The sequence below is a fragment of the Sinimarinibacterium arenosum genome, assembly GCF_005047655.1.
Lineage (GTDB): Bacteria > Pseudomonadota > Gammaproteobacteria > Nevskiales > Nevskiaceae > Solimonas.
The window spans coordinates 76,636-92,213 of sequence record NZ_SUKF01000009.1; the positions used below are offsets into that span (position 1 = coordinate 76,636).

Sequence of the window (15,578 nt, forward strand, 5' to 3'; positions counted from 1 at the left end):
CCCATTTCTGGAGTACCGAATGCCTGTCCTTCTGCCCCAACTGAGCGACGATGAACTGCTCGCGACAATCGACCGCCTGAATACGGCGTACCGCGCCGGGACCCCTGAGGTCGATGACGATGTCTACGATCACGTATACCTGCAAGCGCTACGTGAACGGCACCCCGACCATCCGCTGCTGTGGAACGTCGAGCCAGAGCCGGTAGGTGCGTTCGGCGCACCTCATCGCCATGTCAGCGCCATGCTGTCGACGGAAAAGGCCTATACCAGCGATGAGGTTGGCGCTTGGATGCGCCGGGTTCAGAGTGCCGCCGCCGAGATCAACATTCCGGACGCTGACATTTGGGTCCGCATCACCGCGAAACTCGATGGTCTGGCGGGCTACTGGGACGGAGCGGTGCTGGCGACTCGCGGAGACGGCGCATTCGGTCAGGATGTCACGCGCATTGTTTCGCGGGGCGTACAACTGGATCGGGCGGTGATGGGGCCGGGCGAGCTGGTCATTCAGCAAGCGTATTTCGAAACCGCGATCGCCGAACAGTACGACATGGCACACGCGCGCAACTTCATGGTCGGACTGGTGGGCGCCGACACCGTGAAGCCTCACCATTCTGAAGCGCTGGCGGCGGGCGTGTGCCGCTTTGTCCCGTACTCAACTCTCGAGTCCCGCGAGGCTGGGCTGGCGGAACTGCCGGAGTGCTATGCGCAGATGGCCGCGGAGCTTTGCGCGGCATCGGAGTACGCCACCGACGGCGCCGTTGTCGAAGTCCTCAATGTGGAGCTGCGCAAGGCAATGGGGGCGACGAGCCATCACCATCGCTGGATGCTTGCGTTGAAAACCGTGGGCGAAGTCGCCCAGACGCGCGTCGAATCCGTCACATTGCAGGTTGGTCGGACAGGTCGCATCACCCCCGTGCTGGAGGTTGCTGCGGTCGAACTGTCGGGTGCGACGATTCGGCGCTGCACGGCGCATACGGCCCGGCACATCGAAAGGCTCGGCCTCGGGGCGGGCGCGCTGATAACCCTGGTTCGCAGCGGTTCAGTAATCCCAAAGCTGGTATCCGTCGACGAGCGGTCAACAGCCCCGGTCGATCTGGGCACCTGTCCATGCTGCGGGGCGGGCACGGTGTGGGACAACGACTATCTGGTCTGCCCCAATGTCGAAGGGTGCTCAGCTCAGGCCAGTGCGCGGCTGGAGCATTTCTTCTTGCGGCTCGGGGTGAAGGGCTTCGGCCCGAAGCTGTGCGAGCAGCTGTCGCAGGCCGGGGCCCTCGATCCCATCGCGATTCTGGAGATGAGCGTTGCGGATATGGGTCGCTGTGGTGTCTCCGCAGGGATCGCTGAGAACCTTCTGTCTGCCATTGCACAGCGCAAGCAGGAGATCGTGCGCGACACCGATGCGATCGCCGCAGTCGGCGTGCGCCACCTCGGTCGGGGCGACTCGCGCAAGATTCTGGAACAGCATCGTTGGCAGGACCTTGCCGGTTTGGACGCGACGGCGATTGCGGCCATTCCCGGATTCGGCGAGCACACGGCACGGATGATTGCCCCGCATCTGCCGGCGGTCTGCGACACGCTGTCTGCGCTTGTCGGGTTGGGCTTCAATATTGAAGCGACCGTTCGCCCCAGCGACATTGCCGGGTCCAATATCAGCGGCAAGAAAATTGTGTTCACCGGCACCATGCCGCTGGGGCGCGCGCAAATGGAACAGCAAGCCCGTGCTCTGGGTGCGACAGTGCAATCTTCGGTATCGGCCGCAACCGACATTCTCGTTGTCGGAGACAAGGCCGGTTCGAAGAAGGCCAAAGCAGAACAGCTTGGCGTGCAGATTCTGCCGTTGGACGAGTACCGGAGTTTGATCGCCGGACCGACGGGCACAGCGCCCGTCTAAGGGTCCAATCCAACAAGCACATCAAGGAAGAAAGCTCATGGGTGACAACAGCGAAGCCGGACAGCAGCGGCACCAGGTCATGGTCGATGCAGTGATGGAAGGGCTTGAGGCGGGGAGGCCGGGGCGCACCAAAACCTGTGAGGGCATGCACGCCCTTTACGAGGCGACGACGCTCTACATGGCCCGCGAGATGCCGACCCAGCCGGAGAAGCTCCACGGATTGGATGTCGCAGCTGAACTGGCTTTGCGCACCGGCTATGAAGCTGCCGGGGTTGCATCACGAGACGGCGAGCACAGTCCGGAGGCACAGCGCCTTCACGATGGTCTGCGGTTGCTGACCACCGCGGTGGTCCGGGCGGTGTACCGGGGCGGGCACGGTGACGCGCAGTGCCCCAACTGCATTTCGGCCGCAGTGCTGATGGGCCTGGCCAATGCTCTGATGGCAGAGAACGTTGCTCCGGACGCGGCAATCCGGACCGTACAGGAACGCGCCAGTGCGCTCCGGGTCAACGGCCCGGCCCCGATCGATCCCGGCCTGAAGGCGCTACTTCAGCCGCCTGCGAATCAGTGAGCTCGGCCCCTCGCGCGCCTCTTGCGGAGAGACGCAGCGAGGGGAACGCAGTTATATCTCCACGGATATAATTATGCAGCTGAGGAAACCGCCATGAACCCCAAGATGCAGAGCTTCGTAGAAACCCCGCGCATGGAAACGTACGAAGACGTTTTCGACGCACTCTACCGCGACGATCCGGGCAAGGCGGCAGCGATGAAGCTGCGCAGCGACCTGCTGATGAATGTGCGTGCGTCAGCGCCTGGGGCGGCACCCAAGGGGAAAAGGCCAAGCGCCTGCAGATAACCCAGCCGCTGTTGAAGCTGGTGATGCGATGCTCCGACCCGCCGCGCTTCAGCTCCACGATCTGGTTGTGCTGTCGGCCCGCACCCGGGCCAAAGTGATGCGTATACGCATCACCGGGCAGGGCTTTGCACATGGGTTTGGCATGTCGTACGTGCTGGTCCAATACGGTATCGCTTCAGCGGGTGCCGAAGGCCGCACGCTGACCTGGCGGGGCGCCGTGGCCCACATAGGGTGGGGATTCCACACAAGGAGTTCCCCATGGAATTTGGAATCGGAGATCCCGTTGTTCTCGACGGCACACTCGGCGTTGTCGTGGCCCGTGTTCGGGCCGACGACGACCCGCGCAAGTGCGTCCCTGCCGGCTCCCGCCTGACCCTGCGTGGCACCATTGCCGAGCGCGACCAGGTGACCTACCTGGTGCGGCCGAGCGGCGTGAAGCGTGTCATCTGGTCGCACAACAAGGATCTGACCGGCATTGTTCCCACCGTTCCGGTGGCGAGCGCGACCGCTGCTGCGGGCCGTGTCGCGGCGGATGTGATGTCGATTTCCGACGGCACCATGGCTGCACTGACGGGCTATCGTCAGACGGCAGACATCATTCGGGTCCGCCAGGCATTCGCCCAGCATGTCATCGGCGCCGAGGATTCCGGCACGCGCTTCGGCAGCTGGCTCGCTGCGTTCCGGTGGTTCCTCAACGGTGCCCCTGGCGAGGCGCTGCCGCTCTTCGATGAGAAGGACCGGATGTTCCTGCGCGAGCACTCCGGCGCCGTGCCTTCGGGCGTCGAGGCATGGATCGGACCGAACGGCGATACCTGGATCTCCAAGGCGGACCGGCCGTTTCGACTCGATACCGGCTGGCCAGTGCTCGGCGAGGCGGACGGACTCCTGATCCGTGCTGGCTTTGTCCGCCGGCATTGGTACGTCGGGAAGCAGCGCGCCGCCTTCGAGGCGTGGCTGGGCTGAATCTGGCGGGTCCCGCCGTCTACCTACCGAGCAGCACACCCTGCTGCTTTCCCCATCTCGTGCATCTGCGCCTCAGGCGCCGATGTGCGTGCCTGAAATCGCGATTCCAAAACTGATGAAAACTCTCACAACCTGCATTGCCCTCGCTGGGCTGTTCCTCTTCACCGTGCCGGGCGCCCACGCCTACGGCGTCGAAACCCAATCGCATTCCAAAACCTGGGAGGGGGTCGATCGTCCCTATGACGTTGTCGCTCCCGTCGGCACGACAGAGCCGGCGCCGGCCTTCCTGCTGTTGCACTACGCGGGCGGCAACGGCGCGGGAATGATCGCCAATGTCGAAGCGACACGCTGGGCGACGGATCACGGCGCCTTCGTCATCGCTCCAAACGCGGTCGGCGGTCGCTGGGCAGACGAAGCGCGTGTTGGCGGCAGCGACGACGTCGGCTTCATTGCGAGCATTCTGGAGGACGCCATTGCGACTTACCCCATCGATAGTTCCCGGATCTATGTCGTCGGCATGTCCAACGGCGGATTCATGGCAACTCGTTTTGCCTGCGAGCGTTCCGATCTGGTCGCGGGCCTCGGTGTGGTGGCGGCAACCACGCGGAACAGCCAGCTCGCTTTGTGTCATCCCGAGTTTCCGGTGGCGACCGTACTGATCCACGGCACCTGGGACCTGGTGGTGCCATACAGCAACCCCGTGGGGATGCTGTCGCAGCCCGACAACTTCCGCCTCTGGGCCGGCTTCAACGGCTGCGATCTGAGCTCGACGGTGAACTACGCGCTGCCTGATGGCGGCGCTGATATCACAACCAGCGCGGTGCAGCGCGTGGATGAGTGTTCCTCGGGGATGCCGGTGGCTCTGTATACGGTGACGCGCGGTGGCCACACCTGGCCGGACTGGAAGCCGCGGCTTCCTTCCGTGTACCTCGGTGCGACCTCACGGGATTGGTCCGCGACCGACGAGCTTTGGGCCGCGTTGTCTGCATACCGGAGATAGGGCCTCGCTTGGGACTCGACGCCGTCTAAGGGCCGATGAACGACTCTGCCCAACCCCTCGACGACGTTTCGTACCTGGCGCAATGTCTGAACGCAGTTCAAAGCGTTCTGGCGCGTGACTCCATGGCGCTGCCGCCCCCGATCCTGAGTGGGCGCAGCGTCATGGATTGCGTTGCCGTACTCACGCCCGCCACGGCGCCGGATCGGTCCCAGCTTTGCCTTTACCTCGGGGTCAACGCCGCCACCCGGCGTCGCGCCGTCGCTCAGGCCGTCGCGGCGCTCGTGGTTCTGGTCCGGGAGCCTGGGCATCCCAACCCGTTCGCTGCGGCGCGCTGGGGTAAGGTCATGGAGTTCCTCAAGCAGGACCCCGGTGCTCCGGTGCAGGTCCAGATAGGCCCGCCGCCTCCGATCCTGACACCCGCAACACCCGCCGCCGCTCCCAAGAAGACTGCAGCGACGGGACTCACGGTTGACTGGCTACCCCCGGAAGGGGCGCGCGCATTGCCCATCACCGATCGGTTGTTGCCCAAGGGTCCGCTCTCCGACAGTGATGCGACGGAGTCCGCTGCCCGGATGATCTCTGCGCTGCTGGATCCACGTGGTCGCGCCTGGTGGGGGCGTGCCGGTAGCGGCGGGCTTGTGGCCGTCGTCGACCCTGATCAGCTGCGCATGAAGACGGCGTTTCTCGATGCGGTCGCGGACCGCGCGCCCTGCGGGGTGGGCGAGTTGGAACTGCGCCGTTGCATCCGAACGATGATGCGCCCTCGGGATCACCTGGTCGGCGATGCGTTGCTGATGCTGGGGTGCCCTCCGGGGAGTTCCCAGGTCCAGTTGGTTGCGGCTGCTGGCGCGTGGCGTCTTGCGCGCCGGGTGCGGGACCAGATTCAGTACGAGGTCAGCCTCGAGTTCATGTGGGCCTCGCCCAGCCAGCGGGGCGCGTACCGCAAGGCGATGTCTTCCGTGCTGGGGCTGGCGCTGGCTGAGGAATTGGCCGTTGTGTGTGCGGACGCGAACCGCCTGGCCAAGGCCTTCAGCGTCGTCTCTCGGATACACGGACGCAGCGAACTGGAGCAGGAGGGGGTTGCGATGGCCGCTGCTGCTGACGAGTTCAAGCGGCGTTGCAAGAAGTCTCGCGGCGGCGTCGCGTACGGCGGGCTCGATCTGAAACTGATCCGGCCACGGCTGTTCGAGTAGCTGGCGGGGCGCCCGGCGATCCGTTCCTATTCACGCTGGAGCGTCGCTATTCGATCCGTCTACAGGGAAACAGTCACAAGGACTCATGGAATGAACCGCACGCCGTCCCGCATTCGCCGCTACGATGACGTCAATCTAGCGTTCATTCGTTGGCTGCGTCCTGGGTTCTGGGGCGGCGACACCGATAAGCCCAGCAGCCCCGGCGCGAGGGACGCTTTCTATCGCCGATTGCACGCCGAGCTTGCCGTGATCGCGGCAAGGTGCGGCGTTACCCTTCCCTCTGCGGAGGAGCTGATCAATGGCGTGACCCTCTACATTGAGGATATTGATGTTTTGGCGCTCGAAAGCCTGATGCGCCTCGAAAACCACGCCTGGCATGAACTGTCGTTTCTCCCATCGAAGAGCCGCATTTTCGAAAGGGAGCTCCGCTGGTCACCCGGCCCTTGTGGTGTCTGCCTCAACGCAGAGCAAGCGCTGACTTATGCGCTGTGGGGTGCTGACAATGCGCGCGTACCCCTGGTCGACGTCACGCACGATGGTGACGCTTTCTATCTACACGATGGCACCGGGACTGCGGTCGCTCGGATTGCGCCTGTGGTCTTCGACCCAGGGCCTTTGGGACTGCCCGACTTGATAGAAAATGCTCTTTCCGAGCAACTCACCTTCGATTCGGTGCGCGCGGCCACGGCATTGCGCCAGATACCGCAATTGGTGCATCTCCGCGTGGATGATGAAACCGAGCGCGTTGAAAACGAGTATGGGCACGAAGCCTGCGGTTTTGTGTGTTCCCGGACGCCGGACAATCTCGTCCACTGCCTGCGACAATCGCTCGCACTCAACTTTGGAATCTCGCTGGGGCGCGACGAGTCGGCGGACCTTTTGGCTCGGGCCGTTGGCGCCTCTTCTTGGGGCGAACTCGTGGGGCGCGGCGAACTTGAGTGCTTCGGGTGGCCTACGGAGCGGGTCATTTACGACGAGCGGCCAGGCAATGAGCGGTCCGTCGTCTCGCGCCGCTACTACCGGTCGATGTCCGATGCGGTCGCCGCCATGGTAACGCAGGATCCTCACCAAACCGTCTCAGGGCACGACTTGGTTCCTGTCATGCGTGAGGCAATGGATGTTGGGAGTCTATATTTCGAACTGATTGATGACGTTTCTGGTGCCGTGCGGCAGTCATGTAACCTCGCGCGCCCAGTTTTCGACGCGTACTCCGCTACGTCGCCAAACGCGAAATTCATTGCACGCGCACAAGCGTTGATGGCCGCTCCAGATTTCCGCGCGGCGCTGCGCACTTATAGCGCCGCCGACGCACCGGTTGACCTCCGCGTTGTGAACGTCCTTCGACGCGCTCATTCAAAGCAATCTGCAATTTTGAGAGTAAACAGTTCGTATATCGTCATCGATGGACACAGCCTTCACGATTCGCGCTACGAGTACATCGTTGCCGAGCGATATTCGCGCGACGGCCGCTTTGTTGCTTCGTGTGTGCTGACCCCTGAGCAGCTGTCCCGGTCCGCCCGAGGCTGGGTCACTCATTCAGGGGACGACCAGCGCCCGTTCACCTTCGGGTACGTGTCCGAATCTGATTGGCCCGTTCTGCTTGAGTTTCTTGGTCGGCCGATCGCCGACAGCCAGGAGTAACAACGCCCATGCGAACCTTACTGATCCTCTTGACCCTGGCTGCGGTGACCGGATGTTCCGAGCTGCAGGCGGTGACGCAGCGTGTGGACCTTTCGGCGCTGACCTTCGCTCCGAGCGAACCGCAGCACAGTATCGCTGCTGACCTGGCCATTCAGGAGGCCCGCAAAAGACTGCTGGAGCCCAGCCGGTCTGGCCACGCCGATCTGGACGCGCTGCGCCTGGTGACGCCGTATCTGGGAACCTCGGTCGAAGCGGCCGAGTTCGTGCTGGCCTCGGGTTTGACTGATCGGCCAGCGCCTTCAGCGGATGAGGCGCGCACGATGCGCCAGTTGCGTGAACGGGCGCTGCGCACCGCGATCAGTAGCGGGCGCCTGTACCACCTTCCCAAATACTGGGCCGGGCTGTCCGAGCAACCGGCGCTGGACCTCACCATCTACGATCTGGCGTTCGCGGTCCCGGCCACCGCCTATGTCGCCGAGGAGTCCTACGACAGCAAGATCGGCGCCTGGGCGCAGCTGCAGCTCACGCGTTACTGGCTGGACGGGTGCCCGACGTCGCGCCTGGCGCGCGGCGCGCTTCAGCTCGATGACGGTGCCTGCAAGCCTCGCACGGAAGTGGCCTTGCACTTCGCCAAGCTCTACGTCGCCAACGCCTCGATTCCGCTCGAGGACCGCAATGCCGCCGCTGATGCGGTCGCGGATAGAATCGCCATACTGGAGGCTCTGCATCCGACACCCGAGGCGAAATGAGTGATGGCTCGCGGCGATTCCTGCATGCGTTGACCCCGGGTCTGCGCCGCGCACTGGTGTCCTTGTCGTGGATGGCGCTGATATCGGGTTTCGTCGCGATGCTGACGAGTCTGTATGCGCTCCCGACGGGGAACGAGTTCCGTCTCGGACCGGTGATCGTATCGGCCTACATCGCGGCCCTTGCGTTTCTGGCGTTGCTGCTGCTGACCCTGTTGCTCTCTGGCGCAGTCCTGCTGCTGCTCGATGTGCGCTATCTGCTGATGCTGATGCTCGGCATCACGGCGTCCGTGGCAACGGTCCACGGGTTGGCCGGGGTTACGGCGAGTGTGTGGCCTGACTGGGTGGCCCAAGGCAGCCTGCGCATCGACTACGATCCGGCGACGCCCGAGGTCCTGCGCATCTCGGGAGGAATGCCCTCCGATCTCGATCGACGCGTCGCCGCATTTCTCGACAGCCTGTCGCCGGCGCAGCGGCATCACCTCGAGTGGATTGATTTGGCGTCGGAGGGCGGCCAGCTGCGCGCGATGGTTCGCACGGTCGGTGTCCTCCGGGCCCACGGACTCACCCAAATGCGCGCGGCGGGGCCCTGCCTGAGTGCCTGCGCCCTGATGTGGCTGATGGGGGAGCGGCGTGTGGTCCTGCCTGGCGGCAGCATCGGTTTCCACGCCCCATCAACGACACGCGGGGAGGATGCCGCGGCACTGTCCGTCGCCGTCGAGGAGTTCGTGTTCTGCGAGTCAGGAGATCCGATTCTGGCGCGCGCGGCGGCGTGGTGGCCGTCCAGCTCGATGTTCATGGTGGATTCGTTCTGGCTGGCTGAGCGGGGCATGATCGGCAAGTCAACCCAGGCGTGCCACCTGCAGCTGCCGGCGTAGCGGCGGGGCGGGCATGGCCGCGTAGGGTGAAGGGAGCCACCTGGAGCTCCTGATGCGCCCCTACCTTCACAAGTCATTCTTCCAGTCCCGATCGCTGGCCTATGTTCGGCGCTATGAGGACTCGGAAGAGATGATCGTCGGCTTCCGCGACGGCACCGCGCGGCGGTACCCCTGCGTCGCGCTTTCTGACTACCAGTCCGTCGCCCGTTCGCGGGCTCCCGGTTCAGTGCTCCGGGGCTGGTTGCGTGATCGCAAGGCGCGGGGCTTGCCGCCCGGAGAAGAACTCAGCACGCGGCAGGTATTGGCGCTGGTCGGCGACGCAGGCTCTACGTCGGGGACCCGGCAGGCGGCAGATGGCAGCGCGGTGGCGGCGGCGTCCGTCTAAGGGACGAATCTCAAATGCTGGCCCCCCATGAACGACGCACTGCCTGGCTCATCTGTTTCGCGACGCACACTGACCTACGCAGAGGCCATCGATCGCTTTGGTAGCCGTTGGGAGCGCAGCACCGATGGCACCATGGTGCGTGAGCAACTCGATACGACCGGCATCGCCGCCCCCGAGTTTCAGCGCGAGGAGATGATCCGACGCGCGCAGAAGACCCTGCGGATGCGCCGCACCGAGTTGGAGCGTCAGATCGCGCAGTTGAAGGACCGGATGGAGATGAAGGACGAAATTCTGCTGGCCAAGCTGTTCTACCGCGACATCCTGCGCGACCTTGAGGTGGAAATCGCCGACCGGATGAAGCGCCTTGAACTGCTGCCGGAGGTTCCAATCATCGAGACGTTGGCGTACGACGGGGATTCAGGAATTCCCGTCACTGCACTCGCGCCGGGGAAGATCCTGTGGTTCGTCAACAAACAGACCGGTGTCGTGACTCAGGATCTGATCCTGCGTGTCGCGTTCAGCGTCGATGGCGTGCGCTACCGGATGCGCCACGGCGCGGAGGTTCTGCACCAGGTGGCCGGGGTGGTCTGCATCCACCCCGAGAACCTGATCCCGGCGCTGAGCCAACCGATTCCCGCCGACTCTCCCGCGAAACCACGCGTCGCGGCCTGAGCCGTCCATCGTGTCGTCTATGGGTGATGGGGTGCTATTGGAGCACCGCGCAATCGAGCGGAAGTAAGTAATGGCGATCGATGCACTGGGTGAGGTGGGCGCTTCTGTGGCCCGCCACGTCGGCGCAACCATTCTCGGGGCGGTCAGCCTCCTTGTGACCGGCGTGGGAATTACCACCGCGCTGGCGCTGCTGTTCTGGCAAGTCCTTCGCCGCCTGTTCCCGGACCTGTGGCCTTCCTTTGAGGCGCTGATCGCCGATATTCCGTATCTCCACTCGCTCGGCGCGGTCGGCTTTATATGCCTGGCGCTGTGCGTCGCCTGGCTCTGCTGGCTGTCGGGGGTGGAGTTGTTCGAAACGCTTGGCCGGCGTGCCAGCGATCACGCGGACCGCGGATGGATCGCGTTCCTTGGCCGTCAGATTGGACGGCTGACACTGGGGGCGGCGTCCGTCGCAATTTCGGCTCTTGCGGTGCTCGGCCTGCTGGTCGCGGTGCTTGGCGCCATCGCGTGGGTGCTCCTCCCCCCGGAGACCATTCAGGCTGCGGCCGCACTGGTGTCGGCGCGTCATCTGTGGCCGCTGGCGACCTTTGCGGTCCTGGCGTTCGGCATCTGCATCGTGTGGCTGTGCTGGTCGATCGGCTACGCGATCGCACACGGCGAATAGGCGCACACACCCATGTCCCGACGCTGCATCAACAAGAGCATCCTGATCGGACGCGTAGGCGCTGCCCCCACGCTCCGATCATTCCCGGACGGCGCTGCGCTCGCGACGCTGCGGCTGGCGACCGAGGAGCACTGGCCTGACCCCGTCACCGGTGAGCCGCGCGAACGTACCGACTGGCACAACATCGTCTTGCGCGACCGCCTCGCGGAGATTGCCGCGCAGTACGTCACCGCCGGGCAGCTCCTCCACATCGAAGGCGCAATGCGTACACGCAAATACACCCACGAAGGTGTCGTGCGTTACATCTCCGAGGTACTGGCCACGGACATGCAAATGCTGGGCGGGGGGAAGCTCCGGGCCGGCGCGCCGTCTAGTAGTGACACACCTGAACAGCAAGAGGCGGCACCATGATTCGACTCGCATTCGGCCTGATTCTCGCATCGGCCTTCGCAGCCATCGGGTGGGGGACCTACCTTCACGCGCTCGACGCGATCCGGCCTATGCTCCGGTTGCTTTGGCCGCTCCCGGACTATGCGGGCTCCTCCGCTGCGCCCAACATGGCCATTGTTCAAGCCTCGTATTACTTCGTTTGCATCGGATTGGGCCTTCTGGTGTCGTCGCTGCTCTCGGCGGTGTTCTTCGGTAGTGGCATGTTGCGGGCCCACCGGGCGGTATCGGGGCGTGCGGAGCCGGAGCGATCGAAGGACACCGCCTGATTCGTGCCGCGCACACAGAAGTCCGAGGCGCCAGCGGCGCCAAGCGGGGCGCTTCCCGACATCCGGATTCACCCGATGACGGTGCCGGTCGAGTTCAACGATCTCACGGACGTCGTACGGTCCTACGATGCGGACACCCTGGCCGCCGGAGTGCAGCGAGGGGGTGATGTCGTGGTGTACGCGACCTCGGCGGTCGTGCATCCCCTCGACCCCGCGCATCCGCGCCCGCGTCTGACCGGAGCGTTGCGGGACTCGCAGGGGCGGACACTATCCTTCGCATGCCCGGACAGTGCTCAGGCGCTGGTGCGCTATCTACGTGGGCGCGAGGGGCGCCCGATTCTGTTGGCGGGGCGACTCATCTCCCGAGGCGAAACCTGGCTGCTGACAGCGCCTGAGCCCGTTGCTGGGAAGTGGCTCGGAAAGATGAGACCGGTGTACGCCGTGCCTCAAAAGACCTACGAGGCTCAGATCAACCGGGTGGACGACAGTGAGTCCGGCAGCTACCTGGCATCCGCACGTGTGCAGAACGTCTATCGTGAAAACGTCCTGGGCAAACTGCGGCGCAACATACCGCGGTGTGTTGAGGCGATCATCACCAAAGGCTTGAAGACCAACGGGGGCTTGCGCGCCGCACTCGGGCACGAACACGCAGCTCGCCCGCATCAACGCCTGGCGCAGCTGCTGACGGACATGCACTTCCCGCAGAGCGCGGCCCACGCACAAGAAGCGTCCGAACGCCTGGACCACGTCGCCGCCGTCTGCATGCTGCTTGACTCTATGGAGCGTGCCGCCGCCTCGCGGCAACAGCTCCTCGAGCGCAGATACAAGCCGTGCGGACTGGCGCCGGAAGCGGCGCAGATGGGCTACCTCCCGTACGCCCGCCTGATGGCGCAGGTCCTGCCATTCGGCCTGACTGCCGAACAGCTGGACGCAGTCGCGTCCGCCCTCGAGGCGATTGATTCTGGGGTGCCGATGCGTGCCATGCTGATCGGCGATGTCGGGTCCGGAAAGACTGCAGTGTTCGGCGTGATTGTGCGTGCCCTTCTGTTCGGTGGCGCCCGCGTCGCAGTGCTGCTGCCGGGCATCACGCTCGCACGCCAGGTGCATCGCAACCTCGCCGGATGGCTGCCGGAATTCACCACCGCGTTCATCGCAGGGGACAGCGCGCCACCAGACCACACCGCGCAGCTCTGCGTAGGCACGACCAAAATGCTTTCGCAAACGAGCCGCGGCTTCCAGGCCGTGCTCGTCGATGAGCAACAGAAATTCAGCCGGAATCGCCGCGAGGCGTTGATGGGGGATCGCGCTCATCTGCTTGAGATCACCGCGACGTGCATCCCTCGCAGCCAGGCCCTCGTGGAGAGTGGCCAGATCCACGTATTACGCCTGCAGCAGTGTCACGTGAACAAAGACATTCGGTCCCGCATCCATGCGCAGAACGAATGGAGTGTGGTCCTCGAAGCGATCGACCGCACGATTGCCGCGGGCGGGCAAGTCGCTGTCATCTTTCCTGCTCGCGATGCGACTTCGGTGAGGCGCTCGTCAGGAATCGACACCGTGGATGTTTCGCTGCTCTCCTTGATGGACAACGCCGAGTTCTGGATGTCGCGCTACCCGGGATTGGTGCGCATGTGTCATGGCGCACGCACCGACGAGGAGAACGACCAGGCGCTGTGCGACATGATGAGTGGCACGGCGAAAGTGTTGCTGTCCACCACAATGATTGAGGTCGGCGTCGACCTGCCTGGACTTCGCCATATCCTGATCATGCAACCGGATCGGTTTGGTCTGTCACAGTTGCACCAGCTGCGCGGACGCGTCGCGCGCGCCGGCGGAGTGGGTTACTGTGATCTGTACTTGCCCGTTGAGGTGAACAAGAAGGTTCGGGCGCGCCTGGAGTATTTCTGCGACACCTTCGACGGCTTCGCGTTGGCATCGTTCGATCTGGCCAACCGCGGAGGCGGTGACATCACGTCATCCGGACACAAGCAGTCCGGGACGCTGCCCAACAATCCGTTCCCTGATCGGGAAGTCAGCGTGCAAGCGCTGGAGAAGGCGAGCGCAGCGTTGCAGGCCGAATACTTCGGATCCGAGTGTGCATCGACGTTCCGGATTGCTGGGCCTAATCCCGCTGCCAGGCAACTGACGCGCGGGATACCCAACGACACCGCCGACTGAAGGTTCCCGCGAACGGGGAGGGACGGACAGATCGGAATCCATGCCTAATCCCCAGCCTCACTGATCCATGTGTTCGCAACGCCTTGATTTGGAGCTGGCTCACACGGCGAGTCTGGGGCTGACACGGTTCGCGTTTCGACGGATGCCGTTGGTACAGCGGCTTTCGCCGCTGTCCGTCGGTGGGTATCACCCTCCACGCGCATAAGTTCGGCCCCTCCTGGGCCTACGCCGATTTCTGCGAAACAACGCAGTCCCTCGGCAAGGATGTTGTTCGCGGCGTTGACGTCGCGATCGTGAGTCGTGCTGCAACTGGGCGGAACCGTCCGGCATGGATCACTCGAAACACTCCGCTGCGTCGCTCTGCTGCCAGCCTACAGATCCACTGTCTCAAAACCTGAGCCCGTGAAGTTCCGGCTACGCATCCGCTCCGGCGGGCTCGAAACGTCCGTGTTTCGGCGTGGCACGAGGCATGTCTCTCCATTCCGACTATCCCCGCGCACGGGGAGGAAACATGCGCGCTGCGAATCCCGATCATCCCTGCGTACAGGGAGTAGATTCTCCGCCGATCAGCGCCATGACGGAAACCGACCGATCAACCCCGCGCACGGGGAGAAGACTTCGTCAGGTGCACCGTCAGCGTCCTGAATCTCCGATTACCCCCGCGCACGGGGAGAAGACATCCAATCAGCGGCTTGTGCGAATACGCAGAGCCGACTATCCCCGCACTCGGGGAGGAGACGCCTACTTAAATACATACACCGCGTACTACGTCCGATTATCCCCGCGTACGGGGAGGCGACGAGTCCAGCAATGCGAAAGGGGTGATCGACGCCCGATTACCCCCGCACACGGGGAGAAGACGCGGCGGTGAGGAATGCCAGAAGGAGGCGAGGCCGATTACCCCCGCACACGGGGAGAAGACATCGGCGTGACCATCAACTCGGCGTCCAAAGTCCGATTACCCCCGCACACGGGGAGAAGACCTGCATCCGACCACAGCGATGCTGGCTGTGCGCCGATTACCCCCGCACACGGGGAGAAGACAATGGCGCAACGCACGATGGAGGGACATGCTACCGATTACCCCCGCACACGGGGAGAAGACACTTCCGGATTTTCTCAATGCTTCCGGAGCCCTGCGCCGACTTCCAATAGCTACCGACGCGCTGGCGGGGCGGGGAAGACACAGGGGCGAGGGGCGCCTGACCAGTACGGCGGGGCAGAGCGCAGCATGTCGACTCCGCACTCGTCATCGACAATGTGCCCCCAAGCCTTCCAGGTCTCGATCGGAACTGAACGCAGCGGCCGACCTTGGTCACTGAGCCCGTCGGTCTCCCACGGCTCAACGTCGACCCACTCCATACGCCCGAAACCATGGGCTGCGGCTTTGGCCCCAATGCCTGGCAGTGACTCGACCAGCTCCATGCAAGCGTCAGCATCGCCGTGGCCCAGGAAAGCGAGCTTCCCGATCCATGGAGTGCTCAGATCCAGCGCCGGTTTGAATTGTCCGCCGGCAATCAGCACCGTGATCCGCCCGCCGCGCTTGCGATGATCGCTGTAGCGATCGGAATTGAAGTCCCGGTGGCGCAGTGCCTGCGTAAACGCGGCCGTGACGCTGTGCCCGCGCTCAAGCTGCACGGAACTTCCGCACCAAACCCCGTCGCGTCGCGACAACGGAATGTCTGCGTGGGCCTTCTCGACATCGCCCGTGCGCTTGAAGATTGCCGCTGCGAGCAGCCCATCCAGACTCAAGTGCGGATTGAGCAGTGCCGCAGTGCGCAGCTGAATCGTCATT

General features: G+C 64.0%; 16 protein-coding genes. 15 read left to right on the forward strand and 1 reads right to left on the reverse strand.

What is annotated here, in order from left to right; genetic code table 11:
* The first annotated feature begins 19 nt into the window (after window positions 1-19).
* The 15 genes from E4T66_RS17600 to E4T66_RS17670 all read left to right on the forward strand — a co-directional run bounded on the left by E4T66_RS17600 (window position 20) and on the right by E4T66_RS17670 (window position 13,783).
* Window positions 20-1,891, forward strand: coding sequence for a helix-hairpin-helix domain-containing protein (locus E4T66_RS17600; protein WP_136850704.1), 1,872 nt, complete (start codon window positions 20-22; stop codon window positions 1,889-1,891).
* 37 nt (window positions 1,892-1,928) lie between these two features.
* Entirely contained in the window at window positions 1,929-2,462 is a 534-nt protein-coding gene (locus E4T66_RS17605) for a hypothetical protein (protein WP_136850706.1), read from the forward strand.
* Between the two features lie 93 nt (window positions 2,463-2,555).
* Window positions 2,556-2,747, forward strand: coding sequence for a hypothetical protein (locus E4T66_RS17610; RefSeq protein ID WP_136850708.1), 192 nt, complete (start codon window positions 2,556-2,558; stop codon window positions 2,745-2,747).
* Between the two features lie 258 nt (window positions 2,748-3,005).
* Entirely contained in the window at window positions 3,006-3,710 is a 705-nt protein-coding gene (locus E4T66_RS17615; RefSeq protein ID WP_136850710.1) for a hypothetical protein, read from the forward strand.
* A gap of 88 nt (window positions 3,711-3,798) precedes the next feature.
* The gene (locus E4T66_RS17620; RefSeq protein WP_136850712.1) at window positions 3,799-4,710 is read left to right on the forward strand and encodes a CE1 family esterase; all 912 of its coding nucleotides are present in this window, start codon (window positions 3,799-3,801) and stop codon (window positions 4,708-4,710) included.
* 35 nt (window positions 4,711-4,745) lie between these two features.
* Complete coding sequence (locus E4T66_RS17625; protein ID WP_136850714.1) at window positions 4,746-5,903, forward strand: hypothetical protein; 1,158 nt, start codon at window positions 4,746-4,748, stop codon at window positions 5,901-5,903.
* A gap of 90 nt (window positions 5,904-5,993) precedes the next feature.
* Window positions 5,994-7,544 carry a hypothetical protein gene (locus E4T66_RS17630; RefSeq protein WP_136850716.1) on the forward strand — a complete coding sequence of 517 codons (1,551 nt, stop codon included), beginning with the start codon at window positions 5,994-5,996 and terminating at the stop codon, window positions 7,542-7,544.
* Between the two features lie 8 nt (window positions 7,545-7,552).
* Window positions 7,553-8,293 (forward strand): hypothetical protein, encoded by a 741-nt coding sequence (locus E4T66_RS17635; RefSeq protein WP_136850718.1) that lies wholly within the window; start codon window positions 7,553-7,555, stop codon window positions 8,291-8,293.
* Window positions 8,290-9,168 carry a hypothetical protein gene (locus tag E4T66_RS17640; protein ID WP_136850720.1) on the forward strand — a complete coding sequence of 293 codons (879 nt, stop codon included), beginning with the start codon at window positions 8,290-8,292 and terminating at the stop codon, window positions 9,166-9,168. Before E4T66_RS17635 ends, E4T66_RS17640 begins: the two co-directional genes overlap by 4 nt.
* Before the next feature lie 52 nt (window positions 9,169-9,220).
* Complete coding sequence (locus tag E4T66_RS17645; RefSeq protein ID WP_136850722.1) at window positions 9,221-9,553, forward strand: hypothetical protein; 333 nt, start codon at window positions 9,221-9,223, stop codon at window positions 9,551-9,553.
* 135 nt (window positions 9,554-9,688) lie between these two features.
* A complete protein-coding gene (locus E4T66_RS17650) occupies window positions 9,689-10,225 on the forward strand; it encodes a hypothetical protein (RefSeq protein WP_211243009.1) in 537 nt (178 codons plus the stop codon).
* A 70-nt stretch (window positions 10,226-10,295) separates the two neighbouring features.
* A complete protein-coding gene (locus tag E4T66_RS17655; protein WP_136850726.1) occupies window positions 10,296-10,889 on the forward strand; it encodes a hypothetical protein in 594 nt (197 codons plus the stop codon).
* 12 nt (window positions 10,890-10,901) lie between these two features.
* A complete protein-coding gene (locus tag E4T66_RS17660; protein ID WP_136850728.1) occupies window positions 10,902-11,300 on the forward strand; it encodes a single-stranded DNA-binding protein in 399 nt (132 codons plus the stop codon).
* A complete protein-coding gene (locus E4T66_RS17665) occupies window positions 11,297-11,605 on the forward strand; it encodes a hypothetical protein (protein ID WP_136850730.1) in 309 nt (102 codons plus the stop codon). Before E4T66_RS17660 ends, E4T66_RS17665 begins: the two co-directional genes overlap by 4 nt.
* A gap of 3 nt (window positions 11,606-11,608) precedes the next feature.
* Window positions 11,609-13,783 (forward strand): helicase-related protein, encoded by a 2,175-nt coding sequence (locus E4T66_RS17670; RefSeq protein WP_169577693.1) that lies wholly within the window; start codon window positions 11,609-11,611, stop codon window positions 13,781-13,783.
* Window positions 13,784-14,938: 1,155 nt separating this feature from the next.
* On the opposite strand, the gene E4T66_RS17680 is transcribed toward E4T66_RS17670, so the two are convergent.
* Window positions 14,939-15,577, reverse strand: coding sequence for a hypothetical protein (locus E4T66_RS17680; protein ID WP_136850734.1), 639 nt, complete (start codon window positions 15,575-15,577; stop codon window positions 14,939-14,941).
* Window position 15,578: the final 1 nt, after the last annotated feature.

Coding starts and splice junctions, on each gene's coding strand:
- E4T66_RS17600 (WP_136850704.1), top strand. CDS start 20: ATGCCTGTCCTTCTGCCCCAACTGAGCGACGATGAACTGCTCGCGACA.
- E4T66_RS17605 (WP_136850706.1), top strand. CDS start 1,929: ATGGGTGACAACAGCGAAGCCGGACAGCAGCGGCACCAGGTCATGGTC.
- E4T66_RS17610 (WP_136850708.1), top strand. CDS start 2,556: ATGAACCCCAAGATGCAGAGCTTCGTAGAAACCCCGCGCATGGAAACG.
- E4T66_RS17615 (WP_136850710.1), top strand. CDS start 3,006: ATGGAATTTGGAATCGGAGATCCCGTTGTTCTCGACGGCACACTCGGC.
- E4T66_RS17625 (WP_136850714.1), top strand. CDS start 4,746: ATGAACGACTCTGCCCAACCCCTCGACGACGTTTCGTACCTGGCGCAA.
- E4T66_RS17630 (WP_136850716.1), top strand. CDS start 5,994: ATGAACCGCACGCCGTCCCGCATTCGCCGCTACGATGACGTCAATCTA.
- E4T66_RS17635 (WP_136850718.1), top strand. CDS start 7,553: ATGCGAACCTTACTGATCCTCTTGACCCTGGCTGCGGTGACCGGATGT.
- E4T66_RS17640 (WP_136850720.1), top strand. CDS start 8,290: ATGAGTGATGGCTCGCGGCGATTCCTGCATGCGTTGACCCCGGGTCTG.
- E4T66_RS17645 (WP_136850722.1), top strand. CDS start 9,221: ATGCGCCCCTACCTTCACAAGTCATTCTTCCAGTCCCGATCGCTGGCC.
- E4T66_RS17655 (WP_136850726.1), top strand. CDS start 10,296: ATGGCGATCGATGCACTGGGTGAGGTGGGCGCTTCTGTGGCCCGCCAC.
- E4T66_RS17660 (WP_136850728.1), top strand. CDS start 10,902: ATGTCCCGACGCTGCATCAACAAGAGCATCCTGATCGGACGCGTAGGC.
- E4T66_RS17665 (WP_136850730.1), top strand. CDS start 11,297: ATGATTCGACTCGCATTCGGCCTGATTCTCGCATCGGCCTTCGCAGCC.
- E4T66_RS17680 (WP_136850734.1), bottom strand. CDS start 15,577: ATGACGATTCAGCTGCGCACTGCGGCACTGCTCAATCCGCACTTGAGT.